Source organism: Citrobacter sp. CK191 (genome assembly GCF_030333435.1).
In the GTDB taxonomy this organism is placed as follows: Bacteria; Pseudomonadota; Gammaproteobacteria; order Enterobacterales; family Enterobacteriaceae; genus Citrobacter_B; species Citrobacter_B koseri.
This window is the reverse complement of sequence record NZ_JAOWFX010000034.1, coordinates 81,095-106,358: the sequence shown is the minus strand read 5'-3', so window position 1 is coordinate 106,358 and position 25,264 is coordinate 81,095. Positions and strand designations below refer to the sequence as shown.

The 25,264-nt window shown below is 56.8% G+C and carries 19 protein-coding genes and 1 pseudogene; 11 read left to right on the top strand and 9 right to left on the bottom strand.

What is annotated here, in order from left to right; genetic code table 11:
- Nucleotides 1-4: 4 nt before the first annotated feature.
- Together alsE and alsK are read left to right on the top strand one after the other, a co-directional pair.
- The gene (gene alsE / locus OGV82_RS20220) at nucleotides 5-700 is read left to right on the top strand and encodes a D-allulose-6-phosphate 3-epimerase (RefSeq protein ID WP_047459608.1); all 696 of its coding nucleotides are present in this window, start codon (nucleotides 5-7) and stop codon (nucleotides 698-700) included.
- Complete coding sequence (gene alsK, locus OGV82_RS20215; protein WP_047459611.1) at nucleotides 684-1,598, top strand: allose kinase; 915 nt, start codon at nucleotides 684-686, stop codon at nucleotides 1,596-1,598. Before alsE ends, alsK begins: the two co-directional genes overlap by 17 nt.
- Nucleotides 1,599-1,612: 14 nt before the next feature.
- Here the strand turns inward: alsK and OGV82_RS20210 are convergent, their stop codons facing one another.
- Entirely contained in the window at nucleotides 1,613-3,871 is a 2,259-nt protein-coding gene (locus tag OGV82_RS20210) for a hybrid sensor histidine kinase/response regulator (RefSeq protein ID WP_286462829.1), read from the bottom strand.
- 114 nt (nucleotides 3,872-3,985) lie between these two features.
- On the opposite strand from OGV82_RS20210, the gene OGV82_RS20205 reads away from it, so the two are divergent.
- The 6 genes from OGV82_RS20205 to OGV82_RS20180 all read left to right on the top strand — a co-directional run bounded on the left by OGV82_RS20205 (nucleotide 3,986) and on the right by OGV82_RS20180 (nucleotide 10,214).
- On the top strand, nucleotides 3,986-5,506 hold the full coding sequence (locus tag OGV82_RS20205) for a sugar ABC transporter ATP-binding protein (protein ID WP_012134564.1): 1,521 nt from the start codon (nucleotides 3,986-3,988) through the stop codon (nucleotides 5,504-5,506).
- Entirely contained in the window at nucleotides 5,503-6,498 is a 996-nt protein-coding gene (locus OGV82_RS20200) for an ABC transporter permease subunit (RefSeq protein WP_047459617.1), read from the top strand. The genes OGV82_RS20205 and OGV82_RS20200 overlap by 4 nt, the downstream gene beginning before the upstream one ends.
- A 101-nt stretch (nucleotides 6,499-6,599) precedes the next feature.
- Nucleotides 6,600-7,541: an ABC transporter substrate-binding protein gene (locus tag OGV82_RS20195; RefSeq protein ID WP_012134567.1), complete on the top strand. Its 942-nt coding sequence runs from the start codon at nucleotides 6,600-6,602 to the stop codon at nucleotides 7,539-7,541.
- Nucleotides 7,542-7,666: 125 nt separating this feature from the next.
- Nucleotides 7,667-8,347 carry a D-lyxose/D-mannose isomerase gene (locus tag OGV82_RS20190; RefSeq protein ID WP_024130824.1) on the top strand — a complete coding sequence of 227 codons (681 nt, stop codon included), beginning with the start codon at nucleotides 7,667-7,669 and terminating at the stop codon, nucleotides 8,345-8,347.
- A gap of 14 nt (nucleotides 8,348-8,361) precedes the next feature.
- Nucleotides 8,362-9,222 (top strand): ketose 1,6-bisphosphate aldolase, encoded by an 861-nt coding sequence (locus OGV82_RS20185; protein WP_012134569.1) that lies wholly within the window; start codon nucleotides 8,362-8,364, stop codon nucleotides 9,220-9,222.
- Nucleotides 9,219-10,214 carry a carbohydrate kinase family protein gene (locus OGV82_RS20180; protein ID WP_096753815.1) on the top strand — a complete coding sequence of 332 codons (996 nt, stop codon included), beginning with the start codon at nucleotides 9,219-9,221 and terminating at the stop codon, nucleotides 10,212-10,214. The genes OGV82_RS20185 and OGV82_RS20180 overlap by 4 nt, the downstream gene beginning before the upstream one ends.
- An 85-nt stretch (nucleotides 10,215-10,299) precedes the next feature.
- Here the strand turns inward: OGV82_RS20180 and OGV82_RS20175 are convergent, their stop codons facing one another.
- Nucleotides 10,300-11,031: a response regulator transcription factor gene (locus tag OGV82_RS20175; protein WP_047459626.1), complete on the bottom strand. Its 732-nt coding sequence runs from the start codon at nucleotides 11,029-11,031 to the stop codon at nucleotides 10,300-10,302.
- A 289-nt stretch (nucleotides 11,032-11,320) separates the two neighbouring features.
- Between OGV82_RS20175 and fdhF the strand changes: the two genes are divergently transcribed.
- Together fdhF and yjcO are read left to right on the top strand one after the other, a co-directional pair.
- Nucleotides 11,321-13,468 carry a formate dehydrogenase subunit alpha gene (gene fdhF, locus OGV82_RS20170; RefSeq protein WP_077956844.1) on the top strand — a complete coding sequence of 716 codons (2,148 nt, stop codon included), beginning with the start codon at nucleotides 11,321-11,323 and terminating at the stop codon, nucleotides 13,466-13,468.
- 182 nt (nucleotides 13,469-13,650) lie between these two features.
- Nucleotides 13,651-14,340 (top strand): Sel1 family TPR-like repeat protein YjcO, encoded by a 690-nt coding sequence (gene yjcO, locus OGV82_RS20165; protein ID WP_101744329.1) that lies wholly within the window; start codon nucleotides 13,651-13,653, stop codon nucleotides 14,338-14,340.
- A 103-nt stretch (nucleotides 14,341-14,443) separates the two neighbouring features.
- Here yjcO and gltP read toward each other — a convergent pair whose 3' ends face one another.
- The 7 genes and pseudogenes from gltP to nrfA all read right to left on the bottom strand — a co-directional run bounded on the left by gltP (nucleotide 14,444) and on the right by nrfA (nucleotide 22,771).
- A complete protein-coding gene (gene gltP, locus OGV82_RS20160) occupies nucleotides 14,444-15,757 on the bottom strand; it encodes a glutamate/aspartate:proton symporter GltP (protein WP_024130825.1) in 1,314 nt (437 codons plus the stop codon).
- A gap of 346 nt (nucleotides 15,758-16,103) precedes the next feature.
- Nucleotides 16,104-16,805 (bottom strand): heme lyase NrfEFG subunit NrfG, encoded by a 702-nt coding sequence (gene nrfG, locus OGV82_RS20155; RefSeq protein ID WP_373271750.1) that lies wholly within the window; start codon nucleotides 16,803-16,805, stop codon nucleotides 16,104-16,106.
- Nucleotides 16,802-19,016: pseudogene (gene nrfF / locus OGV82_RS20150) on the bottom strand (heme lyase NrfEFG subunit NrfF). The gene nrfG and the pseudogene nrfF overlap by 4 nt, the downstream one beginning before the upstream one ends.
- An 18-nt stretch (nucleotides 19,017-19,034) precedes the next feature.
- Nucleotides 19,035-19,991, bottom strand: a complete 957-nt coding sequence (nrfD, locus tag OGV82_RS20145; RefSeq protein ID WP_012134581.1) for a cytochrome c nitrite reductase subunit NrfD — start codon at nucleotides 19,989-19,991, stop codon at nucleotides 19,035-19,037.
- Nucleotides 19,988-20,659, bottom strand: a complete 672-nt coding sequence (nrfC, locus tag OGV82_RS20140; protein ID WP_012134582.1) for a cytochrome c nitrite reductase Fe-S protein — start codon at nucleotides 20,657-20,659, stop codon at nucleotides 19,988-19,990. Before nrfC ends, nrfD begins: the two co-directional genes overlap by 4 nt.
- Complete coding sequence (gene nrfB, locus OGV82_RS20135; protein ID WP_024130827.1) at nucleotides 20,656-21,222, bottom strand: cytochrome c nitrite reductase pentaheme subunit; 567 nt, start codon at nucleotides 21,220-21,222, stop codon at nucleotides 20,656-20,658. Before nrfB ends, nrfC begins: the two co-directional genes overlap by 4 nt.
- A 112-nt stretch (nucleotides 21,223-21,334) precedes the next feature.
- Entirely contained in the window at nucleotides 21,335-22,771 is a 1,437-nt protein-coding gene (gene nrfA / locus OGV82_RS20130) for an ammonia-forming nitrite reductase cytochrome c552 subunit (RefSeq protein WP_012134584.1), read from the bottom strand.
- A 435-nt stretch (nucleotides 22,772-23,206) separates the two neighbouring features.
- On the opposite strand from nrfA, the gene acs reads away from it, so the two are divergent.
- Complete coding sequence (gene acs / locus OGV82_RS20125) at nucleotides 23,207-25,165, top strand: acetate--CoA ligase (protein ID WP_012134587.1); 1,959 nt, start codon at nucleotides 23,207-23,209, stop codon at nucleotides 25,163-25,165.
- Nucleotides 25,166-25,264 lie beyond the last annotated feature (99 nt).

The window sequence follows — 25,264 nt, the reverse complement described above, 5'->3', positions numbered from 1 at the left end:
GATCATGAAAATCTCTCCCTCTTTAATGTGTATGGATCTGCTGAAGTTTAAAGAACAGATCGAATTTATCGACAGCCATGCAGACTATTTTCATATTGATATTATGGATGGCCACTTTGTGCCGAATCTGACGCTGTCCCCCTTCTTCGTCAGCCAGGTCAAGAAACTGGCGAGCAAACCTCTTGATTGTCATCTGATGGTGACGCGTCCGCAGGATTATATTGGTCAACTGGCGCGCGCCGGTGCGGATTTCATCACGCTGCACCCGGAAACCATCAACGGTCAGGCATTCCGTCTGATTGACGAAATCCGCCGCCACGGTATGAAAGTGGGCCTGATTCTCAACCCGGAAACACCGGTTGAGGCGATGAAATACTATATCCATAAGGCTGATAAAGTGACGGTGATGACCGTCGATCCCGGCTTTGCCGGGCAACCGTTCATCCCGGAAATGCTGGATAAAATCGCCGAGCTGAAAGCCTGGCGCGAGCGTGAAGGGCTGCATTACGAAATTGAAGTGGATGGCTCCTGCAATCAGGCCACCTACGAAAAATTAATGGCGGCAGGTGCGGATGTCTTTATCGTCGGCACCTCCGGGCTGTTTAACCACGCGGAGAATATCGACGACGCATGGCAAGTGATGACGGCGCAGATCCTGACGGCGAAAAACGAGGTACTGCCTCATGCAAAAACAGCATAGCGTTGTGGCGGGTGTGGATATGGGGGCGACCCATATCCGTTTTTGCCTGCAAACGGCAAGCGGTGAGACTCTGCACTGTGAGAAACAGCGTACGGCGGAGGTGATCGCGCCCGGCGTGGTGGCCGGTATTGCGCAGATGATTAGCGAACAGATCGCACGCTACGGGGCGCGCTGCCGTGGTCTGGTGATGGGATTTCCGGCGCTGGTCGGCAAAGACAACCGCACCATCATTTCGACACCCAATTTGCCGCTGCAACCTGAAGAAGTGCATGACCTCGCGGGAAAACTGGAGGATGCGCTGGGCTGCCCGGTCGCGTTTTCCCGCGACGTGAACTTACAGCTGTCGTATGACGTCGTGGAAAATCATCTCACACAGCAGCAGGTGCTGGCTGCCTACCTCGGCACGGGAATGGGCTTCGCGGTGTGGATGAACGGCGCGCCCTGGACTGGAGCGCATGGCGTGGCGGGCGAACTGGGGCACATTCCCCAGGGCGACATGACGCAGACCTGTGCCTGCGGCAATCCAGGTTGCCTCGAAACGGTCTGTTCCGGGCTGGCGCTGAAACGCTGGTACGAACAACAGCCACGGGATTTCGCGCTGGACGCACTGTTTGTCCACGCCGGAGAAGCGCCATTCGTCCAGGCGCTGCTGGAAAGCGCCGCCCGCGCGATTGCCACCAGCATAAATCTGTTCGATCCCGATGCGGTGATTTTGGGCGGCGGCGTGATGGATATGCAGGCTTTCCCGCGCGAACAATTAATTACCCTGATCCAAAAATACCTGCGCCGACCGTTGCCGTATCAGGCCGTACGTTTTATTGCCGCCTCGTCCTCCGCGTTTAACGGCGCGCAGGGCGCGGCAACGCTGGCGCGCTGCCGTTTTCTGTCGTCGCGGTGATATCGCGACGCTTATCAGGCCTGCACATGCGCCGCCCGCAGCGCCTGCGCGAGCTGCGCCCGGGTAAATGGTTTACGCAGCAGCGCCACCTCCGGCAGCGCGGGGTTATGCGCCGGGCGTAAATCCTGCCCGCTGATAAGCAGCAGCGTCAGGCGGGGATAATGTTTGCGGGCATGGTTGATCACCTCCACGCCGCTCAGACTGCCTGGCAGCATTAAGTCGCTGATAAGAACATCAATCTCGCCGGATGATGCCAGCATCTGCATCGCCTGCTCGCCGTTGGCGGCCTCCAGCGTCAGATACCCCAGCAGATGCAGTTGCTCACACAACGTCTGACGAACATCCGCCTCATCTTCCAGTACCAGCACCAGTTTCTCGTCGCTGGCGGTACTTTGCACCGCAACCGGCTCCAGGTTTGCCACCGCAGGCGCGATGGCGCGGGGAAGCTGTAATCTGACCGTCGTCCCCTGCCCCGGCGCGCTCTCAATTTCGACACGACCGCCTGACTGGCGCACAAAGCCGTAAACCATCGATAACCCAAGCCCGCTGCCGCTGCCGGTCTGTTTGGTGGTGAAGAACGGCTCGAACACCTGCGCCTTCACCTCCTGCGACATACCGCAGCCGTGATCGATCACCTCCAGCGCCACCATATCCTGACGACGTCCGTCACTGCGCGTAACCCGCTGGTTCCAGGTGCGGATTTTGATCGTCCCTGTTTGTCCTTCCATCGCATCGCGGGCGTTCATCACCAGGTTGATGATCGCGTTCTCCAGTTGACTGACGTCTATCCATGCGGCCCAGGCGGGCGACTGGGCTTCTATCTCCAGCGTCAGCGTGGCCGGTAGCGAGTGACGCATCAGTTCGCTCAGGTTTTCCAGCAGCGTTTTCAGTTCCACCGAGTGCGGATGCAGCGACTGTTTACGGGAGAACGCCAGCAGGCGTTGCGTCAGCAGCGCCCCGCGCTCGGCGGCCTTCAGCGCGCGGGTAATGCGCGGCGCATCCGGCGAGTCGGGGCTGACCAGCTCCAGACTGCCGATAATCACCGCCAGCAGATTGTTAAAATCATGCGCCAGCCCGCCCGTCAGTTGCCCTACCGCTTTCAGTTTCTGGCTGTGCAGCAGCGCCTCTTCCAGCCCCTGACGCTCCGTTCGGTCGATCTCCATCTGGGAGGTCTTTTCTTTCAGCAGGCGGGAGGTGCGCTCCAGCGACGCCGTATTGCGGGCAAAAACGTTAAACGCGCGCGCCAGTTCCCCCAGCTCGTCCCGCCGCTGCAAGGCAGGGACGCTGACATCCGATTCGCCGTGCGCCAGCCGGGTCATGGCGCGCGAAATCGCCGTCAGGTTAGAACCGAGGTTGCGGTAGATATACCACCCGGCAAAGCCGGTAATCACCACCGCCAGCAGGGCGAAGGTCATGATAAACAACGCGCCGGAGCGCAATTCCTGATGGCTTTGCGCCACCCGCTGTTCTGAGATGATCGCCACCTGCGCCGCATACTGATTGATGTCGCTGTTTAAAATCGCCACCAGCGCTTTGATGTGAAACATGTACCAGCTGATGGCCAGGTCGCTTTGCTCCAGCGCCGCCGAGAGCGGTTCAAGTTTGCGTAACTCCTGGTTAAAGTCAGACAGAATCACGTTCACCAGCGGATCGGCATGTTGCTCAGGCAGAGCGCGCATCACGCCATCCAGCTGTTTAATGACGGCGCGCGGCGTCGGCGTTTCGATGGCGGCGCGAATCAGGCGATCCATTTGACTGAACAACGCCGCATCAAGCTGTTGCAGATGCCGCAGGTAACTCTGATTCTGATACAGCGAACTCAGCAGCGTATTACGTTCCAGATGCCGCCGCTGCCCGCGCTGCAACATGCCCGCCACGCTGGTCTGCAACTCGTTGCTGCGTTGAATAATGCGGGCCACCAGCCCCGGTTCCTGCTGCGCCAGCGGGGCGGTCGCCAGCTGTTCGAGTGAATGCCTGAGCGCCCGCTGAGTCTCCTGCAACCGCTCCGCTTCGCCCTTGTACTCCAGCGCGCCGACCACCTGCGACAGCCGCACCGCCGCCGTCGCCACGTTCGCCGTATCGCGCGCCAGGTTCATACTGCCGGTCATGTCATCGACGGTTTGCTGCTGCACCTGCTCCTGTATTTGACTCGCATGCTGAAAACCCAGCACCGCCACGCCGCTCACCATCAGCGTCACCGCCACTACCAGCAGATTAAAAAACAGCAGTCGCCCGCGCGCACTGGCGAAAAAGTGACGTCTGTGCTGCGGCATATCACGCTCCATGAAGAAAAATCGCAATATGACAAATATGAACGGCTTCTGACATTTTGCATTTACTTTCCTGTGATGGAGTGCTGATATCGCTAACCCCGCAGGAGATCCGCCATGAGCAGGACACCGGTTCTGGAGATGCGCAATATTGCCAAAGCGTTTGGCAAATTTTACGCGCTGAAAGGGGTCGATCTGACGGTATACCCCGGTGAAATCCACGCGCTGATGGGCGAGAACGGCGCCGGTAAAAGCACCCTGATGAAGATTCTCGCCGGTGCATATACCGCCACCAGCGGCGAGATTCTGATCGACGGTCAGCCCTTTCATATTCGTGGGCCGAAAGATGCCCTGAGCGCAGGCATCACTCTGATTTATCAGGAGATGCAGCTTGCGCCTAACCTTACCGTCGCCGAAAATATTTTCCTCGGCAGCGAACTGTCGCGCGGCGGCATCGTGCAGCGTAAAGAGATGGTGTTGCAGGCGCAAAAGGTCATCGACCGGCTCGGCGCGCAGTTTAAAGCCAGCGATCGGGTAATGCGGCTGACCATCGCCGAACAGCAGCAGGTGGAGATCGCCCGCGCCCTGCATCGCAACAGCCGTATCCTGGTGATGGATGAACCTACCGCCGCCCTCTCATCTCGTGAAACCCACCGTCTGTTTGAGCTGATCATGCGCCTTCGCGATGAAGGGATGGCGGTTATCTATATCAGCCACCGTATGGCGGAGGTGTATGAGCTGTCCGATCGCGTCAGCGTCCTACGCGACGGACAGTACGTGGGCAGCCTCACCCGCGACAAACTCAACGCGTCCGAACTGGTGCGCATGATGGTGGGGCGTCCGTTAAGCGACCTGTTCAACAAAGAACGCGACATCCCGCTCGGTAAACCGCGTCTGAACGTTCATCACCTTACCGACGGCGGTAAAGTGCAGCCGTGCAGCCTGCTGGTACGTTCCGGCGAAATCGTCGGCCTGGCCGGGCTGGTCGGCGCCGGGCGTTCCGAACTGGCGCACCTGATTTTCGGCGTGCGTAAAGCCACCGGCGGGATGATCGAGGTGGATGGCGAGCCGGTGGTGATCCACTCCCCGCGTGAGGCCATTGAGCACGGTATTGGCTACCTCACCGAAAACCGCAAAGAACAAGGGTTGTTTTTAGAACTGGCGGCGGCAGAGAACATTACGATGGCGACGCTGGAGCGCGACGCCAACTGGGGGATGCTGAACCGTAAAAAAGCCCAAAGCATCTCCGATGACGCCATTCAGTTACTCAACATTCGCGTGCCGCATGCCCAGGTTCGCGCCGGAGGTTTGTCCGGCGGCAATCAGCAAAAGCTCCTGATCTCACGCTGGGTCGCCATCGGCCCGCGCATTCTGATTCTCGACGAACCGACGCGCGGCGTGGATGTCGGCGCGAAAAGCGAGATCTATCGCATCATGAACGAAATGGCACGTAAGGGCGTGGCGATCCTGATGATCTCCAGTGAATTACCGGAAATCGTCGGCATGAGCGATCGCGTCTACGTCATGCATGAAGGCAGCATTGCCGGGGAATTGCACAGCCAGGACATCACACAGGAAAACATCATGCGGCTGGCGACCGGCGTAAACGACTCCCACCTTGAGGCGGTGAAATCATGAATAACCCAACCACTCCCCAGCAGGTGGCGAAGTCCGCCTCCGCAAAAAAGATGTTGATGAGCGATCTGATGCAAACGGTCGGTATTTTACCGATTTTAGTGCTGATCGTGGCGGTATTTGGCTTTATCGCACCTAACTTTTTCACTGAAAGCAACCTGCTGAACATCACCCGCCAGGCGTCGATCAACATCGTGCTGGCAGCGGGGATGACGTTCATCATTCTGACCGGCGGCATCGACCTCTCCGTGGGGTCGATTCTCGGCACCACCGCCGTGGCGGCGATGGTGGTCTCTCTGATACCGGAGTTCGCCATGCTGTCGATTCCGGCGGCGCTGATGCTCGGCCTGGGGCTGGGGCTGATTAACGGCGCGCTGGTGGCCTTCGCCGGGCTGCCGCCCTTTATTGTCACGCTCGGCACCTATACGGCGCTGCGCGGCGCGGCCTACCTGCTGGCGGACGGCACCACGGTGATCAACTCCAACATCAGCTTCGAGTGGATTGGCAATAACTATCTTGGCCCGATTCCGTGGCTGGTGGTTATCGCCCTCGCGGTGATCGTGCTGTGCTGGTTCATTCTGCGCCGCACCACGCTGGGCGTACATATTTATGCCGTGGGCGGCAACATGCAGGCGGCGCGTTTAACCGGCATCAAAGTGTGGCTGGTGCTGCTATTTGTGTACGGCATGAGCGGTCTGCTGTCGGGGCTGGGCGGAGTAATGAGCGCCTCGCGTCTCTACAGCGCCAACGGCAACTTAGGCATGGGGTATGAGCTGGACGCCATCGCAGCGGTGATCCTCGGCGGCACCAGTTTTGTCGGCGGGATCGGCACGATCACCGGCACGCTGGTGGGCGCGCTGATCATCGCCACCCTGAATAACGGCATGACGCTGATGGGCGTCTCTTACTTCTGGCAACTGGTGATCAAAGGGGCGGTGATCATCATAGCGGTGCTGATCGACAAATACCGTACCCGACACCATCAAAGTGCATAGACAAGCTTGCCGGATGGCGGCGCAGGCCTACCCGTTCGCAGGCCGGATAAGCGCAGCGCCATCAGGCTTATAACAACAATACCCTACGTGAGGAAAAGAGTATGCGTTTGAAACCATTAGTGACCGCGCTCTGTGCTGGCGCGTTACTGGCCGCATCGCCGTTTGTACAGGCCAAAGAACTGAAATCCATCGGCGTGACGGTGGGCGATCTTGCCAACCCGTTCTTCGTGCAGATAACAAAAGGGGCGGAGCTGGAAGCACGCAAACTGGCCGGTGATGGCGTAAAAGTGACGCTGGTCTCCAGCGGCTACGATCTGGGTCAGCAGGTTTCGCAGATCGACAACTTTATTGCCGCGAAGGTGGATATGATCATCCTTAACGCCGCAGATTCAAAAGGGATCGGCCCGGCGGTGAAACGGGCGAAAGACGCCGGGATCGTGGTGGTCGCGGTTGACGTGGCTGCCGAAGGCGCAGACGCCACCATCACCTCTGATAACACCCAGGCGGGCGAAATGGCTTGTAAATACATTACCGATCGTCTGAAAGGCAAAGGCAATGTGGTGATCATCAACGGGCCGCCGGTTTCCGCCGTGCAGAACCGTGTCGAGGGCTGTCAGACCGAGTTCAAACGCCACCCGGATATCAAGGTGCTCTCCTGGAACCAGAACGCCAAAGGCAGTCGCGAAGGCGGGCTGGAAGTGATGACCGCCCTGCTGGCTGCGAATCCGAAGATCGACGGCGTATTTGCGATCAACGATCCGACGGCGATCGGCGCCGATCTGGCGGCGAAACAGGCACAGCGCAATGAGTTCTTTATCGTCGGTGTGGATGGTTCGCCCGATGGCGAAGAGGCGCTGAAGCGTGAAAATTCCCTGTTTGTGGCGACCCCCGCACAAGATCCGCAGGTGATGGCGGCAAAAGCGGTGGAGATCGGCTATGACATTCTACAGGGCAAACCGGCGCCTGGTGAACCTGTGCTGATTCCGGTGACGATGATCGATAAAAACAACATCGGCAGCTACAAGGGCTGGACGGTGAAATAACGGAAAGCGGCCTCTGCGTAGGCCCGATAAGCGCAGCGCCATCAGGCAGTAAACCCATGCCGGATGGCGGCAAAAATGCCTTATCCGGCCTACAAGGCTACATCACAATAAGGAGAATTCTTTCAATGAAACGCTCCGAAATAAACGAAATTCTCGGCCACACGCGGCAATTCTTTTCCATGCATGACGTCCACCTGCCGCCTTTCGCCAGCTTTGCCCCATCGCAATGGCGTCAGCTTGATGCCGCCTGGAGCGAAGTATTCGATCTCAGGCTCGGCTGGGATGTTACCGCGTTCGGCGGGACAGATTTTGCCGCTCAGGGACTGACGCTGTTTACCCTGCGCAACGGCTCGCCCAAAGGTATGCCTTATGAGAAATGCTACGCGGAAAAAATCATGCATGTGCGCGACGCGCAGGTTACGCCGATGCATTTCCACTGGCGCAAGCGTGAAGACATTATCAATCGCGGCGGCGGTAATTTAATCGTTGAACTGTGGAACGCCGACTCCCGGGACCAGACCGACAATACCGACGTCACTATTGTGATAGACGGCTGTCGACAGACCCATGCGGCAGGCAGCCAGCTGCGCCTTTCGCCAGGAGAAAGCATTTGCCTGACGCCGGGCCTGTATCACAGCTTCTGGGCGGAAAAAGGGTTTGGCGACGTGCTGGTCGGCGAAGTTTCTTCCGTCAATGACGATGACCATGACAACCATTTTCTCCAGCCGATCGCCCGCTATAACGACATTGAAGAAGATGAACCGGCGCAACTGGTGTTGTGTAACGAGTACCGCCTGTTCTGCTGAACAAGGAGCACATTATGCCGTTGATTTCTCTTGCCGATGGACTCGACCATGCCCGCAAGCATCGCTATGCGCTGGGGGCGTTTAACGTTCTGGATTCCCATTTTTTACGCGCGCTGTTCGCCGCCGCCAGGCAGGAACGCTCGCCGTTTATCATTAACATTGCCGAAGTCCATTTTAAGTATGTTTCGCTGGACTCACTGGTCGAAGCGGTAAAATTCGAAGCCGCCCGACACGATATTCCGGTGGTGCTTAACCTCGACCACGGGCTGCATTTTGAATCCGTGGTGCGGGCGTTACGTCTGGGCTTCAGCTCGGTAATGTTTGATGGTTCCACGCTGGAGTATGAGGAAAACATCCGCCAGACCCGGGAAGTGGTGAAGATGTGCCACGCCGTTGGCGTGTCGGTAGAGGCGGAACTTGGCGCAGTTGGCGGCGATGAGGGCGGTGCGCTGTATGGTCATGCCGACGAATCGCTGTTTACCGATCCGCAGCTGGCGCGCGATTTTGTTGACCGCACCGGTATTGATGCCCTGGCCGTCGCCATCGGCAACGCTCACGGCAAATATAAAGGCGAGCCCAAACTCGATTTCCCGCGTCTGGACGCCATTCGCCAGCAAACGGCGCTGCCGCTGGTGCTGCACGGCGGTTCCGGCATCAGCGATGAAGATTTTCGTCGCGCCATTACGCTGGGCATTCACAAAATCAATTTCTACACCGGTATGTCGCAGGCTGCGCTGGCGGCAGTGGAATCACGGATGACTAACCGCCAACCGCTGTACGATGAGTTCGCCGAACTGCTGCTGGGCATTGAAGAGGCGATCACCGATACGGTATCAGAACAGATGCGCATTTTTGGCAGCGCGGGGCAGATCTGATGGAACGTAAAGGCATTATCGCGGCGGGCAATATGCTGGTCGACCATGTGCACCAAATCGTACAGTGGCCGGAGCGCGGCTGGCTGGCGGAAATCACCCATAGCGAACGTTCGACGGGCGGCGCGCCGCTTAATGTCCTGCTGACGCTGGCAAAGATGCACACCGGGCTGCCGTTACAGGCTGTGGGATTAATCGGCCAGGACGCCGACGGAGACTACATTATGGCGATGCTGGAGCAGTATCACGTCAATCGCCAGCATGTCCAGCGCACCACGTTTGCCCCCACGTCGATGTCGCAGGTGATGACCGATCCCAGCGGGCAGCGCACCTTTTTCCACTCCCCCGGCGCTAATCGTCTGTTGGATCTGCCCGCGTTCGATGAGCTTGATGCCTCGATGAAGATTTTCCACCTGGGCTATCTGCTGCTGCTCGACAGTCTGGATATGCCGGATGATGACTACGGCACCCGCAGCGCACGGCTGATGGCGCAGATGCATGAGGAGGGCTTTGAGACTTCGCTGGATCTGGTATCCCGCAAAGGCGATCCGCGCTATCAGCCGCTGGTTTTGCCCGCGCTACGCCATCTGGATTATCTGGTGATCAACGAGCTGGAGGCCGGAGAGTTCAGCGGCCTGGAGATCCGCCAGCCCAACGGCGAACCGCATATTCCGCACATCGCCGCAGCCGCCCGCGAATTGCTGGATGCAGGCGTCCGCCAGCGGGTGGTGATTCATTGCCCGGAAGGCGCCTGGGGCGAAACGCCGGATCAACCTGGCGTCTGGATACCATCGCAAAAGCTGGAGCAGAGGGAGATTGTCGGTAGCGTTGGCGCGGGAGATGCGTTCTGCGCCGGTTTTTTGTATGGCTGCCACGAAGTATGGCCGCTGGCCGAGAGCATTAAGCTGGCGCACGCCTGCGCGCGGGTCAGCCTGCTGTGCGCCAATGCGATTGATGGCGCGAAAACGCTTGAGGAGTTGCGAACGCTTTTGTAGCCAGTTCGCCTGATGGCGCTACGCTTATCAGGCCTACAGTAGGCCGGATAAGGCGTTTACGCCGCCATCCGGCAACTGCGCCTGATTACGCGGCTTTATCGTGGTGCTGCACATCGGCGGCAAAAACATACCCAAGGCCGCGCAGGGTTTTGATCAACGTCGGCTGATGCGGATTGATTTCAATTTTGCGGCGCAGACGCATAATCAACACGTCAATGGTGCGATCAAACACCTCAACGCTGTCGCTGTGCGTTAATTCCAGCAACTGCTCACGGCTGAGCACCCGACGGGCGTTTTGCGCCAGCGCCAGCAGCAAACTGTATTCCCCCTGGGTGAGATCCACCGCCTGCTGCTGCGGATTGTGCAACTGACAGCGCGCGGTATCCAGATGCCAGCCATTGAAAGAGAGGCCAGACGTCTGCACGCTTCCGCCTTCGGCGATCAGCACGCCAACCCGACGGAGTACGGCTTTCATCCGCGCCACCACCACGCGCGGGTTAAACGGTTTGCTGATGTAATCATCAGCGCCCATCTCCAGCCCGACCACCACATCCGACTCGCTCCCCAGCCCCGTGAGCATCACCACCGGCAGCGTAGGCCTGATCTTCTGTACCTGCTGCAACACCATCAAACCGTTCGTGTCGGGCAGCATCATATCCAGCAACACCAGCGCAATCTCCGGCTGGGTTTCGACGCACACCAGCGCAGCCTGCCCGGTATGGCAGACCGTCACCGCAAAAACGTGCTCGTTCAGGACATCCTGCAACAATGCGCAGACCGCCGCGTCATCATCCACGACCAGTATGGCTGGTTTCATCACCCTTCCCCATTTCACATCCCCTACAGATGAGTGTGATTGATTCTGCCCGGAGTGACAGATATTGCGCAGCAGGAGATGCAGGAAACATAACCCTGGTCACACTGCCGGGCCGTCACCGCTTTTCCTGTTCGTCACGTCAAAACTGACGACAGCCTGTTTTTCGTCAGGGTTTTGACCAAATTTTACCCGTAATATCAGGGAAAGACCCCAATAAAAACATGGCATAAAAGATGCATAATGAGGCCGACAGCGCGTATGCGCGATTTGATTAACTGGAGCGAGACCGATGAAAAAAGTCGTCACGGTTTGCCCGTATTGCGCATCAGGTTGCAAAATCAACCTGGTGGTCGATAACGGCAAAATCGTCCGGGCAGAGGCGGCGCAGGGGAAAACCAATCAGGGTACTCTGTGTCTGAAGGGCTACTATGGCTGGGATTTTATTAACGATACCCAGATCCTGACCCCGCGCCTGAAAACCCCTATGATCCGTCGCCAGCGTGGCGGCAAACTGGAATCCGTTTCCTGGGATGAAGCGCTGAACTACGTCGCCGATCGCCTGAGCGCCATCAAAGCGAAGTATGGCCCGGACGCCATCCAGACGACCGGTTCGTCTCGCGGCACAGGTAACGAAACCAACTATGTAATGCAAAAATTCGCGCGCGCCGTTATTGGTACCAATAACGTTGACTGCTGCGCTCGCGTCTGACACGGCCCATCGGTTGCAGGTCTGCACCAGTCGGTCGGTAACGGCGCAATGAGTAATGCGATTAACGAAATTGATAACACCGATTTAGTGTTTATCTTCGGGTATAACCCGGCGGATTCCCACCCTATCGTGGCGAATCATGTGATTAACGCTAAACGCAACGGCGCGAAAATTATCGTCTGCGATCCGCGCAAAATTGAAACCGCGCGCATTGCCGACATCCACATCGCGTTGAGAAACGGCTCGAATATCGCGCTGCTCAACGCTATGGGCCATGTCATTATTGAAGAAAATCTGTACGACCAGGCGTTCGTCGCCTCCCGTACTGAAGGCTTTGAAGAGTACCGTAAGATTGTCGAAGGCTACACGCCGGAATCCGTTGAGGATATCACCGGCGTGAGCGCGCACGATATTCGCAAGGCGGCGCGTATGTACGCCGAAGCGAAAAGCGCCGCAATCCTGTGGGGCATGGGCGTGACCCAGTTCTATCAGGGCGTGGAAACCGTGCGTTCGCTGACCAGTCTCGCCATGCTGACCGGCAACCTCGGTAAGCCAAGCGTGGGCGTAAACCCGGTTCGCGGCCAGAACAACGTTCAGGGCGCATGTGACATGGGCGCGCTGCCGGATACCTATCCGGGCTATCAGTACGTGAAAGACCCGGCTAACCGCGAAAAATTCGCCAAAGCCTGGGGCGTGGAAAGCCTGCCAGCGCATACCGGCTATCGCATCAGCGAACTGCCACACCGTGCTGCGCATGGCGAAGTTCGCGCGGCGTACATTATGGGTGAAGATCCGCTGCAAACCGATGCGGAACTCTCTGCGGTGCGCAAAGGGTTTGAAGACCTGGAACTGGTCATCGTGCAGGACATCTTTATGACCAAAACCGCGTCGGCGGCGGATGTTATCTTACCGTCTACGTCGTGGGGTGAGCATGAAGGGGTGTTTACCGCTGCTGACCGTGGTTTCCAGCGCTTCTTTAAAGCCGTTGAACCGAAATGGGATCTGAAAACGGACTGGCAAATCATCAGTGAAATCGCCACCCGTATGGGCTATCCGATGCACTACAACAACACCCAGGAGATCTGGGATGAGTTGCGTCATCTGTGCCCGGATTTTTACGGGGCGACTTACGAGAAGATGGGCGAGCTGGGCTTCATTCAGTGGCCTTGCCGCGACACGTCGGATGCCGATCAGGGGACGTCTTATCTCTTCAAAGAGAAATTCGACACCCCGAACGGTCTGGCGCAGTTCTTCACCTGCGACTGGGTCGCGCCGATCGACAAACTCACCGAAGAGTACCCGATGGTGCTGTCTACGGTGCGTGAAGTCGGCCACTATTCATGTCGCTCGATGACCGGGAACTGTGCCGCGCTGGCGGCGCTGGCGGATGAGCCTGGCTATGCGCAAATCAACACGGCCGACGCCGCGCGTCTGGGCATTGAAGATGAAGCGCTGGTCTGGGTTCATTCACGTAAAGGCAAAATTATCACCCGTGCGCAGGTCAGCGATCGTCCGAACAAAGGGGCGATTTACATGACCTACCAGTGGTGGATTGGCGCCTGTAACGAGCTGGTGACGGAGAACTTAAGCCCGATTACCAAAACGCCGGAGTACAAGTACTGCGCCGTGCGCGTCGAGCCGATCGCCGATCAGCGCGCCGCCGAGCAGTATGTGATTGATGAGTACAGCAAGTTGAAAACCCGTCTGCGCGAAAGCGCAATGGGGTAATCTGCCGGATGGCGGCATGAGAATGCCTTATCCGGCCTACGACCTGTTTCCACTGTAGGCCTGATAAGATGCGTGAGCATCGCCATCAGACATTTTCCTTGCAACAGCCTCCGCCGGAGGCTGTTTTTTTATCCATACGATCTCTTTATACTGTCTACTCCGTACCCTAAATAAAACTCAAAATGAAACCACTTCTTGCATTGATGTTCTTAATGACATTCTTTGCCCATGCCACCGATACTGAGCCTGGCAGCCAGTATCTGAAGGCGGCGGAGGGCGGAGACCGACGCGCACAGTATTTTCTTGCCGATACCTGGTTCAGTTCCGGCGATCTCAGCAAGGCCGAATACTGGGCGCAAAAAGCCGCAGACAACGGTGATGCGGATGCCTGCGCATTGCTGGCGCAAATCAAAATCACCAACCCCGTCAGTCTGGATTATCCGCAGGCTAAAACGCTGGCCGAAAAGGCGGCACAAGCGGGCAGCAAAGCCGGAGAAATCACTCTGGCGCGCATTCTGGTCAACACCCAGGCGGGGACGCCTGACTATCCAAAAGCTATTTCACTGCTGCAAAACGCCTCAGAAAACCTGGAGAGCGATTCTGCCGCCGATGCGCAGATGCTGCTCGGGCTGATTTATGCCAACGGCGTGGGCATTCCTGCCGATGACGATAAGGCGACCTGGTATTTCAAACACAGTTCCGCCATTTCCCGTACCGGCTACTCCGAATACTGGGCCGGAATGTTGTTCTTAAACGGCGAACAGGGCTTTATTGAGAAGAATAAACAGAAGGCGCTGCACTGGTTGAATCTGAGCTGTACGGAAGGGTTTGATACCGGCTGCGAAGAGTTTGATAAATTAACCAACGGGTGAATGTAATATTGCCGGATGGCGGCGCAAGCGCCTTATCCGGCCTACAGACCACAGCTTCCCGTAGGCCGGATAAGCGTAGCGCCATCCGGCAATCTGTCATGAATTACTGATTCGCGGTTTTATCAAATTTGCCCAATACCTCGCGCTCATACGCCAGCGCTTTCTTACGGTCAAACTTGTGTTCCCACTTGGCGATAACCAGCACCGCCAGCGCATTACCCACCACGTTCAGCGCGGTACGCGCCATATCGAGGATACGGTCAACACCGGCGATAAACGCCAGCCCTTCCAGCGGAATGCCCACGCTACCCAGCGTCGCCAGCAGCACCACGAAGGAAACGCCCGGCACGCCCGCAATCCCTTTCGAGGTGACCATCAGCGTCAGCACCAGTATGATTTCCTGCCACAGCGACAGGTCGATACCGTACAGCTGCGCGATAAAGATCGCCGCGATACTCTGGTACAGCGTTGAGCCATCAAGGTTGAAGGAATACCCGGTCGGCACCACAAAGCTGGTGATCGACGCCGGAGCGCCATAGGCCTCCATCTTTTCGATAATGCGCGGCAGCACGCTCTCAGAGCTGGCAGTGGAGTAAGCCAGAATCAGTTCATCTTTCAGGATACGAATCAGAATCCAGACGCTCAGACCGCACAGACGCGCCACGATGCCCAACACCACCAGCGCGAAGAACAGAATCGCGAAGTGTACCAGCAGCACCAGTTTCGCCAGCGGCCACAGCGACGCAAAACCAAAGTTCGCCACGGTCACGGCGATCAGCGCAAACACCCCGACCGGCGCGTAACGCATCACCATGTGGGTCACTTTAAACATGGTTTCTGAGATGGAGCGGAACACGGTGACCAGCGGTTCACGGTGAGTCGCAGGCAAGGAAGACAGACCCAGGCCAAACAGCACCGAGAAGAAGATAATCGGCAGCATGTCGCCCTTCGCCATCGACGCGACAATGTTGGTCGGAACCAGTGACAAAATCGTGCCCATCAAACCGTGCGCATGGCTTTGTACTTCCGCCGTCGTGCTTTGGTATTTCGAAATATCCACGGTCGCCAGTTGCGACATATCAATCCCGGAACCGGGTTGAAACACGTTCGCCAGTGTAATACCGAGGATAATGGCGACGGTCGTGATCACTTCGAAATAGATAATGGTTTTGGCACCGATACGCCCTAACTGTTTCGCATCGCCGACACCGGCAATACCGACAATCAGGGTGGAAATAACAATCGGAACGACGATCATTTTGATCAGATGGATAAAGATATCACCCGCCGGTGACAGCAGGTTGGCAACCAGCCATTCGCGGCTGTCGCTGTGATAATGCAGATAACTGCCCAGAAGAATACCCAGCACCATGGCCAGCAAAATCTGCCAGGCCAGGCTGATTTTCAAGTTTTTCATAACAACAGACTTCCTCAATGAAGCGCCGTTCTGCATTCAAAAAAGGATGAGAACAGTACATACTGAAAGGGTATGAATTGTGTTGCGTTCGTTTGTGGAGTTTTTTAACGCGCATAATCAGTACCATTTGCATGGCATACTGCGCAACCCTTTCAGAACAGGGCATCTAACTGATTTTCTGCATAATAACGCGAGTTTATCGCGATCATCATGAATAACTATTTGTTATGGAAAGATTTTTATTTCCTCAAAAACGAATAATACCTTTCTGGAATTATTTTAACGCCACCGTTCATTCGCTTACTTTTTAAACAGCAAAAACGACACAAATCACAAAAAAACAAAATTATTTCTGACGATTCTGCAACAACTTCGCCATATTAATAGCGTCAATGAGTTGCACGCGATTAACCCTTGGCGAGTTCAAATCCAGTAATTTTTGCCAGAATGCGATGGCCTGCACATAATCAGCCTGCATAAACGCATCAGCGGCCAGCAGCATTAACGCGGTGACTTCCGAAGCATCAAGCGCCAGCGCTTTATCGATCATTTCACGCGTTTCCGGCGTCATATGCTGCCCGGACTGGTAATAGCGCACCGTCGCCAGCGCCGAATAGAGCTCCGCGTTCTCTCCCCGCAGGCGCAGCGCCTGCTGATACGCCAGCAGAGCATTGTCATAGGCATTACGCCAGAGGTAGTACTCGCCCAGCGTCGCCCACTGCGCGCTGTCCTGTGGGTTTGCGCGAATCGCCGCCTGCAACGTCAGCAACTGCTTTTCCGCCGTCGGTTCATCGGTAAACGCCCGCAGCGGATCGGCCAGACGCTGCTGTTCCTGGCGAACGGCCTGCCATTTTGACGACGCCAGATAGCCGCCGACGCAAGCCATCACCATGACGATCGCAACGGCCAGCAGCGCTTTCACCGGCAGCGGGCGCGACGGCGCGTCCGAAGCCACAGGCTCCGCCAAATCATGATGCAATTCCTGTTGCAGCTGCGCCTGGCGCTGGCTGTGACGCAGCAGCAATACGCTCACCTGATGCAGACTCATTTACTCCCCTCCTCTTTACGCTGACGCGCTATCACTCGCCACAGCGCCACGCCCACCAGCAGCAACAGCAGGAAAGGCAGCGCCCACAGCAGCAACGTTTGCCCGGTTAGCACCGGGTTGTAGAGGACAAACTCACCGTAGCGTTCGGTCATCCAGGCGGTGATTTCCTCTTCGCTTTTACCTTCCGCCACCATGGTATAGACCTGATGGCGCATACTGACCGCTACCGGCGCGTTGGATTCCAGCAAGTTTTGATTCTGGCACTGCGGGCAGCGCAGCTGGCTGGCAATAAATAGTGATTTTTCCTGCTGTTGCGCGTTTTCAAAGCGCCAGGTGTCCACAACCTGGGCATGCGTTGCAAAGGTGATGAAAAACAAAATGATAGCCAAGAGTAAACCTATTCTGCCGGATGGCGCTGCGCTTATCTGGCCTACAATGTGTTGCGCACCCCGTACGCCGCCATCCGGCAACGCGTTGATTAATTTACTCATCACGCTTCCTCCCACGCCAGCCGCTGAGCGCCGCGCCTGCAATCATCAACAGCCCTCCGCCCCAGATCCAGCGCACGCCGGTCTGGACATACAGGCGCATGGCATAGCGATCCTGCCCGGTTTTTTCGCCCATTACCGCATACCAGTCATGCAGCAGATTCCAGCGAATCCCCGGCTCCATCATCTGCTGACGGCGCGCCGCGTAAAAACGCCGCTCTGGCGTGACGCGCCCGATGTGCCGTTTATCCTGCTCAATGGCGATCTGCGCTTTCTCGGTGGTGTAATTGCCTTTCGCCTCCAGATCGAGACGTTCAAAACGAAACGTGTAGCCTGCCAGTTCCACCTGCTCTCCGGGGCGCAGATTAAGGCTGATTTCGTGCCGACTGCCGCTGGAGAAAATAATCCCGGCGGCGATAATCAGTACGCCGGTGTGCGCCAGCAGCGCCGGAAGCTGGCGGCGCACAGACACTTTCCGGCTTCTGATTGTCGCCAGTACGATAACTAACAGCATCAGCAGCCCAAACGGCAGCGTGGCGCGATTAAAATAGGGCGCGCCGACGGAGAGTCGCCCCCAGCCGAACAGGCCGTAAATCATCGGATAGAGCGTCCCGATAAGCACAATCAGCAGCACGGCGCTAAAAAGCAGCAGCGCGGCCAGAATCATCATCTCACGCGACCAACTGCCAAAACGCGCATTCTGGCGGACTTGCTGGCCTCGCCACGCGTACAACCCGAGCGACGCCAGGCTCAACACGGTAAACAGCGCGAACAGCGGCACCGCACGCACGTTGTCCAGCGCAAAGGCATGGACAGAAACCAGAATGCCGGAGCGCACAATCAGCGTGCCCAGCAGGGATAAAATCAGCGTCAGAATCGCCAGCAGCAAAGACCAGTGGCGAAAGATGCCGCGCTGGCGGGAAACGAACAGGCTGTGCAGTAGCGCGCTGGCGGAAAGCCAGGGTAATAAAGAAGCGTTTTCCACCGGGTCCCAGAACCACCAGCCGCCCCAGCCCAGTTCGCAGTACGCCCACCACGACCCGAGAATGATGCCCAGCGTCAGCGCGCACCAGCCGGGGAGCGCCCAGCGCCAGCAGACCCAGGCGGTGGCCGCGCTAAAGCCGCCGCGCAGCAATGACGCCAGCGCAACGCCCGCTGCAACCATCAGGCCGCCATAGCCCAGATAAAGCAGCGGTGGATGGAGAATCAGCCCCAGGTGTTGCAGCATCGGATTGAGATCGCGCCCCTCAATCGCGGGCGGAAAGATACGCACAAACGGGTCCGACCAGACCACGACAAACAGCAGCAGCAGGGCGGTCATCATCGACAGAATACAGAGCGTTAGCGGAAAGAGCGCATCGCGCTCGCCTTTGCAACGCCAGGCGAACAGCGCGCTCCAGCCGGAAAGGAACAGCACCCACAACAGCAGCGATCCTTCATGACCGCCCCACACCGCCGCCAGTTTTAATCCCCACGGCAGCAGGCTGTAGCTATGCTGTGCAACGTAGACAACCGAAAAATCGCTGGTAAGAAAGCAGAAAACCAGAATAGCGAACGCCAGTAATAACAGCGCGAATTGCGCCAGGACGCCGATTATCGCCAGACGTCTGATGCCCTGCCAGCGCTGGCGCAACCCCACCAGCGTGGCAAGTGGGGTCAACACGTTGACCCCAAGACTCAGCAGTAATGCCAGAAAACCGGCTTCAGGAAGGAATACGTCCAGAGATCACCCTGCCTAAGCTCACGCGACCGTTAGCTGTCCCGCATAAAGAATGAAAAAGCGCAGCAGCAGGACACCGGTCAGGCTGGCGCCGCATACCGCCAGCACGCCGTGAAACGTCGAACCGCGATTCGCCCAGGGCTTCAGCAGCATTGGCACAATCAGCCCCAGCCCCGCGACGCCAAGCCAGAACCACCATGTCCAGAATCCGCCGCCCAGCGCCGCAGTCAGCGCGCGCATTTTACCGTCATCGCCCAACGCCAGCCCAACGAAGAACGCCGCCAGCAGGAAGATTTCCAGCCAGACGACCGGCGTTTCCATGCGATGCACAAAATGCGCTTCAGTGCTGTGCGGATTGCTGCGATGACGCAAGGCCATCGCAATCAGCGCCACCGCTGCCCCGGAAGAGATCCCTGAGAACAGGAACAGCACCGGCAGGATCGGGTTATTAAGGAACGGATAGGACTTCAGCGCCGACAGCAGGAAGCCGGTATACGCCCCCAGCAGTACCGCCAGCACCAGCATTACCGTCTCAAGCAGGCGATGGAACGGCGTCAGCAACGTCAACGCTTTTTGCACCATCCCCAGACGCGGCAACCAGCGCTGTTGCAGGGCAAGCACCTCTTTTTCAAAGATTTTCGCCAGCCACAGAACCAGCACCACCATATAGAGCTGGAACAGCATGACGCCCATCGACATCACCGACGTGAAGCTGTAGTGGAACATCAGTTTCCAGAAGGTCCACGGACGCGTCAGGTGAAAGATCAGGATCAGCAGGCCAAGAATAATTGCCCCCGGCCCCACCACCAGCGTCGTACGCAGCAGCGTGCTGTCCGCCCCGCCCGCTTCCGGGTGAATGCGGCGCAGCAAAATAGCCAGCGTCACTAACCCGGCAGAAATACCAATCAGAAACAGATAAATGGCGATGGGCCAGTCCCACACCAGCGATTCAAAATGGAAAGCAGAAGCGTGCGTCATTGGCTCACCTCCCCAAATTTAAAGGGAACGCGGTAGACCTTCGGTTTCGTACCCAGCGCCAGCTTGTAGCGGTAGGTGGTTTTCTGCCGCAGCAGACGAGAGATGTCGCTGTTGGGATCGTCCAGGTTGCCAAACGTCAGCGCCTTTGTCGGGCAGGACTCGACGCAGGCGGGCAACTTACCCGCTTTCAGGTTGGTTTTCCGACAGAAATCGCACTTATCCGCCGTCTTGCTGACCGGATGGATAAAGCGTACGCGATAAGGACACGCCGCAATGCAATACTGGCAGCCGACGCACAGATCCGGGTTCACATCAACGATACCGCTGGCGGCATCGCGGAATGACGCCCCGGTTGGGCAAACGTCGACGCAGGGCGCATGATCGCAGTGCTGGCACGAATGACGGAAGAATTGATACTTCACGTCAGGAAACGTCCCCTGCGGCTCGCTGCGGATAATCGTCAGACGCGACACGCCCTCCGGCACCTGGTTCACTTCCCGACAGGCATCCATACAGGCGGTACAGCCGATGCATAATGACTCATCATGCACCATGCCGTAACGCACGCCGTTGATATTCAACGTTTTCGCCACCACGCGTCCTGCTGTTCCGCTGACCGCCACCAGCGCGCCGACGCGGGTGATAAACTGGCGACGAGAGCAACTCATGGATGCTCCTTAAGCAAGGGAACGGACGCCGGGTTAAAGTGCGGATTGGTGCGCTGATCGCTGTGGCAATCGACACAAATCTTAATCCGTCCTTTCTCATTGAGCGTCTGCATCGTGTCTTGCTGTGGATGCAGCGAGTGACAGCTGGCGCACGCCACTTTGGTCACATGGACATCATGCGGCCAGAACGCTTTTTGCAGCTGCTCAGGCAGGTGGCAGGACATACAGACGCTGTTCTGCTGCTCTACCGTATACATCGGGTCGTTAAAGCGCATCACATCTTTCACCCCTTCGCGGTGTTTAGGCGATGGCTGACCGTGACAGTTGGTGCACGTAACCGGCAGCTTGTTGTTCGGGTTAACGACAGAAGCGTGCTTACCGTGCATACCCTCGGTATCCGGCTTGTGGCAATCCAGACAAGCAGCATCTGGATTACGCTGCTGGGTGACCGTCCAGCGTTGCTCTGAGTCCTGCGGCGTTGGGGTAGCGGTTATCCCACACAGGCTCCAGAACAGACCTGACGCCAGCACCCCAGCAGTTAATAACGAACGTAATACGCTCATATTCACTCCGTTGCATAATGCCTGATGGCGCTACGCTTATCAGGCCTACAAGACTTCCGTAGGCCGGATAAAGCGCTTGCGCTGCCATCCGGCAAATTTGTCACATGTGAGGTTATTGGCTTAACAGACCGTTTTTACGCGCCTGATCTTCCCATTGAGGAATCACCGTCTTGATGAAGTCCTGCTTCTCGGCGTTGATTTGCTGCATGTTCAAACCAATCGCTTTCTGGGCTTTCTCTTTGGTGGAGATATCCGGCAGCGGGATTTCATGAGTGATGCCTTTACTGCCCAGCAGGCGCACCAGTTTGGTACGGGCATCCGCCGCTTTATCCATCGCGCCGCCCAGCATACGCAGACCTTCATCCGGGGCATGCATATGGATGCCGTGCGAGGCAATCGCCAGATCCCAGCGCCACTGCGCATGACGGATATCGTCCAGAATCGGTTTCATTTCCGCTTCTGTCGCGCCCGCATCCCACGCCGCTTTCGCTTCGAAATGCGCGTGTACTAACTGATCTTCAACCTTGATTTTCAGGTCATGAATCGCCTGTTTACGCTCAGCAACCACTTTTTGCAGGGAGGCTTTATCCTGGGTGTGGCAGTTGGCGCAGGTCTGGGCGAAGTTATCAAACGGGTTGCCAATCTTATGGTCGGTGTAAAGTTTGCCTTCGGCGTTCTGCACTTTCGGCATGTGACAATCAATACAGGTCACGTTGTTCTTGCCGTGAATGCCCACGCTCCAGGTTTCATATTCCGGGTGCTGCGCTTTCAGCATTGGCGTTTTCGACAGCGGGTTTGTCCAGTCAGAGAAGGCGATGGCGTCGTAATATTTCTCCATATCCTCGACTTTTGTTCCCTCGTCCCACGGGAATTTGACGGCTTTGTTTTTACCGTCAAAGTAGTACTCCACATGGCACTGCCCGCACACCATAGATTGCTGGTCAAAACGACTGGCTTTATCAAACGGTTTGCCGATGGTTTCCATCGCGCGCTCGGCATAAGGACGGGAGAGCGTTAACGCCGGTTTACCTTTGGCGAAATCGTCTGAGGCGGTGTTATGGCAGTCGGCGCAGCCCAGGGCATTGACGATTTCCGGGCCGCCGCGCGCCCATTTACCGTGGAAGTAGCCGTCTTCGCCATCTTTCTGGATCAGACGCGCCACATCCGGGCTTTTACAGCTCCAGCAGGCCATCGGCAATGGGCCATCTTCGGCATTTTTCGGTGCGCCGGTACGCAGGGTTTCACGCACATCGGTAACCGCATAAGCGTGCCCGCGCGGCTTATTGTAGTCACGCGAGAAGGGGTATCCCGCCCACAGGATCACCAGACGCGGGTCTTCTGCCAGCGCATCTTCACGCGTTGACTGTTCTGACGTCGCTTTCCATGAGAGATATTGATCGGGATGCTGAGGGGCGAAGGTTTCATTCTTCGCTTCAACGGTGACGGTCTTTGCGGGAACGGACGTTTGTTCAGCGTATACAGAGGAAATGAAAAAAAACGGTAATATCAGGCTGAAGAAACGGCGTGCGCGTAATATTGTCCTTGCCATAGAGGTCTCATCCAGATTGCGCCATTGCCTTCAATGGCGGTTCTTTATTTTGTTTTTCCACAACAGCAACCGCACGAATACTGTCATGACATTGCTCCCCTCTATGTGTAACAAAAAACCCCATTAAAAATGTTGTCTTTAATCAATTGTAAGTGCATGTAAAATACCACTTTAGAGTTATACACCCCTCCTTAAACCTACTCCTTTCGTTAGCATTCGACGCGGATCACTTTTTCAACAACTCGCCTGTAACTGCATGTTATCGCGGGTATTAATCCATTTTTGCGAGATTCCTTCAAAAATCACTTTGCCGTTTATTTGCACAGTTCCGTTATTGCGTGATCTGCCGCGCAAATACTAAACAAAACTGCCAAAGCCCCTACATTTAACTTTTGTGAGACATATTATTAACATCTTACAAGGAGAACAAAAGCCATGAGCCAAATACATAAACACGCTATTCCCGCAAACATTGCGGATCGTTGCCTGATAAACCCGGAGCAGTATGAGGCGAAATATCAACAATCTATTAACGAGCCAGATACCTTTTGGGGTGAACAGGGAAAGATTCTCGACTGGATTACACCGTATAAAAAAGTGAAGAACACCTCCTTTGCGCCCGGCAACGTGTCGATTAAATGGTATGAAGATGGCACGCTGAACCTGGCGGCAAACTGCCTTGACCGCCATCTGCAAGAAAACGGCGACCGTACCGCCATCATCTGGGAAGGCGATGACGCCACCCAGAGCAAACACATTTCATATCGCGAATTGCATCGCGATGTTTGTCGTTTCGCCAATACGCTGCTGGAGCTGGGCATTAAGAAAGGCGACGTCGTGGCTATTTATATGCCGATGGTGCCGGAAGCAGCGGTGGCGATGCTGGCCTGCGCGCGCATTGGCGCGGTGCATTCGGTGATCTTCGGCGGCTTCTCGCCGGAAGCGGTTGCCGGGCGAATCATCGACTCCAGCTCACGTCTGGTGATCACCGCCGATGAAGGCGTGCGTGCCGGACGCGGCATCCCGCTGAAAAAGAACGTCGATGATGCGCTGAAAAACCCGAATGTGAACAGCGTTGAACATGTGGTGGTTTTAAAACGTACTGGCGGGAAAGTCGACTGGCATGAAGGCCGCGATCTGTGGTGGAGCGACGTGATTGAGAAATCCAGCGCTGACCATCAGCCGGAAGAGATGAATGCGGAAGATCCGCTGTTTATCCTCTACACCTCCGGTTCAACCGGCAAGCCAAAAGGCGTGCTGCATACCACCGGCGGCTATCTGGTCTATGCCGCCACCACCTTTAAGTATGTCTTTGACTATCACCCGGACGATATCTACTGGTGCACCGCAGACGTAGGCTGGGTGACCGGGCACAGCTACCTGCTGTATGGGCCGCTGGCCTGCGGCGCAACCACCCTGATGTTTGAAGGCGTGCCAAACTGGCCGACGCCCGCGCGGATGGCGCAGGTGGTGGATAAGCACCAGGTTACTATTCTCTACACCGCCCCAACCGCTATTCGCGCTCTGATGGCGGAAGGCGATAAGGCGATTGAAGGCACCGATCGCTCTTCGCTGCGCATCCTCGGTTCCGTCGGCGAACCGATCAACCCGGAAGCGTGGGAATGGTACTGGAAGAAGATCGGTAACGAAAAATGCCCGGTAGTGGACACCTGGTGGCAGACCGAAACCGGTGGATTCATGATCACGCCGCTGCCCGGCGCGACTGAACTGAAAGCCGGTTCCGCCACGCGTCCGTTCTTTGGCGTGCAGCCCGCGCTGGTGGATAACGAAGGCCACCCGCAGGAAGGGGCGACCGAAGGCAATCTGGTGATTACCGACTCCTGGCCGGGTCAGGCGCGTACCCTGTTCGGCGATCACGAGCGTTTTGAGCAGACCTACTTCTCTACCTTCAAAAACATGTATTTCAGCGGCGACGGCGCGCGTCGTGATGAAGATGGTTACTACTGGATCACCGGGCGCGTCGATGACGTACTGAACGTTTCCGGCCATCGTCTGGGCACGGCGGAGATTGAATCCGCGCTGGTGTCGCATCCGAAGATTGCCGAAGCCGCAGTGGTCGGTATTCCGCACAACATCAAAGGCCAGGCCATCTACGCCTATGTCACGCTGAATCACGGCGAAGATCCGTCGCCGGAGCTGTATACCGAAGTACGCAACTGGGTACGTAAAGAAATTGGCCCGCTGGCAACACCGGACGTGCTGCACTGGACAGACTCACTGCCGAAAACGCGTTCCGGCAAAATCATGCGCCGTATTTTGCGCAAAATCGCAGCGGGCGATACCAGCAATCTGGGCGATACCTCAACCCTCGCCGATCCTGGCGTGGTCGAGAAACTGCTCGAAGAGAAGCAGGCCATCGCAATGCCTTCATAACCCTAACCGTGAAATGCCCGATGGCGCGCTGCTTATCGGGCCTACAGGTTCAACATCGCTTGTAGGCTCGATAAGGCTTCAGCCGCCATCCGGCAAAAT

What these genes read in the sequence shown, in the direction of transcription:
- OGV82_RS20205 (WP_012134564.1), top strand. Translation starts at nt 3,986, where the DNA reads ATGAGCAGGACACCGGTTCTGGAGATGCGCAATATTGCCAAAGCGTTT.
- yjcO (WP_101744329.1), top strand. Translation starts at nt 13,651, where the DNA reads ATGAAACCACTTCTTGCATTGATGTTCTTAATGACATTCTTTGCCCAT.
- OGV82_RS20175 (WP_047459626.1), bottom strand. Translation starts at nt 11,031, where the DNA reads ATGAAACCAGCCATACTGGTCGTGGATGATGACGCGGCGGTCTGCGCA.
- nrfB (WP_024130827.1), bottom strand. Translation starts at nt 21,222, where the DNA reads ATGAGCGTATTACGTTCGTTATTAACTGCTGGGGTGCTGGCGTCAGGT.
- nrfD (WP_012134581.1), bottom strand. Translation starts at nt 19,991, where the DNA reads ATGACGCACGCTTCTGCTTTCCATTTTGAATCGCTGGTGTGGGACTGG.
- acs (WP_012134587.1), top strand. Translation starts at nt 23,207, where the DNA reads ATGAGCCAAATACATAAACACGCTATTCCCGCAAACATTGCGGATCGT.
- gltP (WP_024130825.1), bottom strand. Translation starts at nt 15,757, where the DNA reads ATGAAAAACTTGAAAATCAGCCTGGCCTGGCAGATTTTGCTGGCCATG.
- OGV82_RS20190 (WP_024130824.1), top strand. Translation starts at nt 7,667, where the DNA reads ATGAAACGCTCCGAAATAAACGAAATTCTCGGCCACACGCGGCAATTC.
- nrfC (WP_012134582.1), bottom strand. Translation starts at nt 20,659, where the DNA reads ATGAGTTGCTCTCGTCGCCAGTTTATCACCCGCGTCGGCGCGCTGGTG.
- nrfG (WP_373271750.1), bottom strand. Translation starts at nt 16,805, where the DNA reads ATGAGTCTGCATCAGGTGAGCGTATTGCTGCTGCGTCACAGCCAGCGC.
- OGV82_RS20200 (WP_047459617.1), top strand. Translation starts at nt 5,503, where the DNA reads ATGAATAACCCAACCACTCCCCAGCAGGTGGCGAAGTCCGCCTCCGCA.
- OGV82_RS20210 (WP_286462829.1), bottom strand. Translation starts at nt 3,871, where the DNA reads ATGCCGCAGCACAGACGTCACTTTTTCGCCAGTGCGCGCGGGCGACTG.
- alsE (WP_047459608.1), top strand. Translation starts at nt 5, where the DNA reads ATGAAAATCTCTCCCTCTTTAATGTGTATGGATCTGCTGAAGTTTAAA.
- nrfA (WP_012134584.1), bottom strand. Translation starts at nt 22,771, where the DNA reads ATGGCAAGGACAATATTACGCGCACGCCGTTTCTTCAGCCTGATATTA.
- OGV82_RS20195 (WP_012134567.1), top strand. Translation starts at nt 6,600, where the DNA reads ATGCGTTTGAAACCATTAGTGACCGCGCTCTGTGCTGGCGCGTTACTG.
- alsK (WP_047459611.1), top strand. Translation starts at nt 684, where the DNA reads ATGCAAAAACAGCATAGCGTTGTGGCGGGTGTGGATATGGGGGCGACC.
- OGV82_RS20185 (WP_012134569.1), top strand. Translation starts at nt 8,362, where the DNA reads ATGCCGTTGATTTCTCTTGCCGATGGACTCGACCATGCCCGCAAGCAT.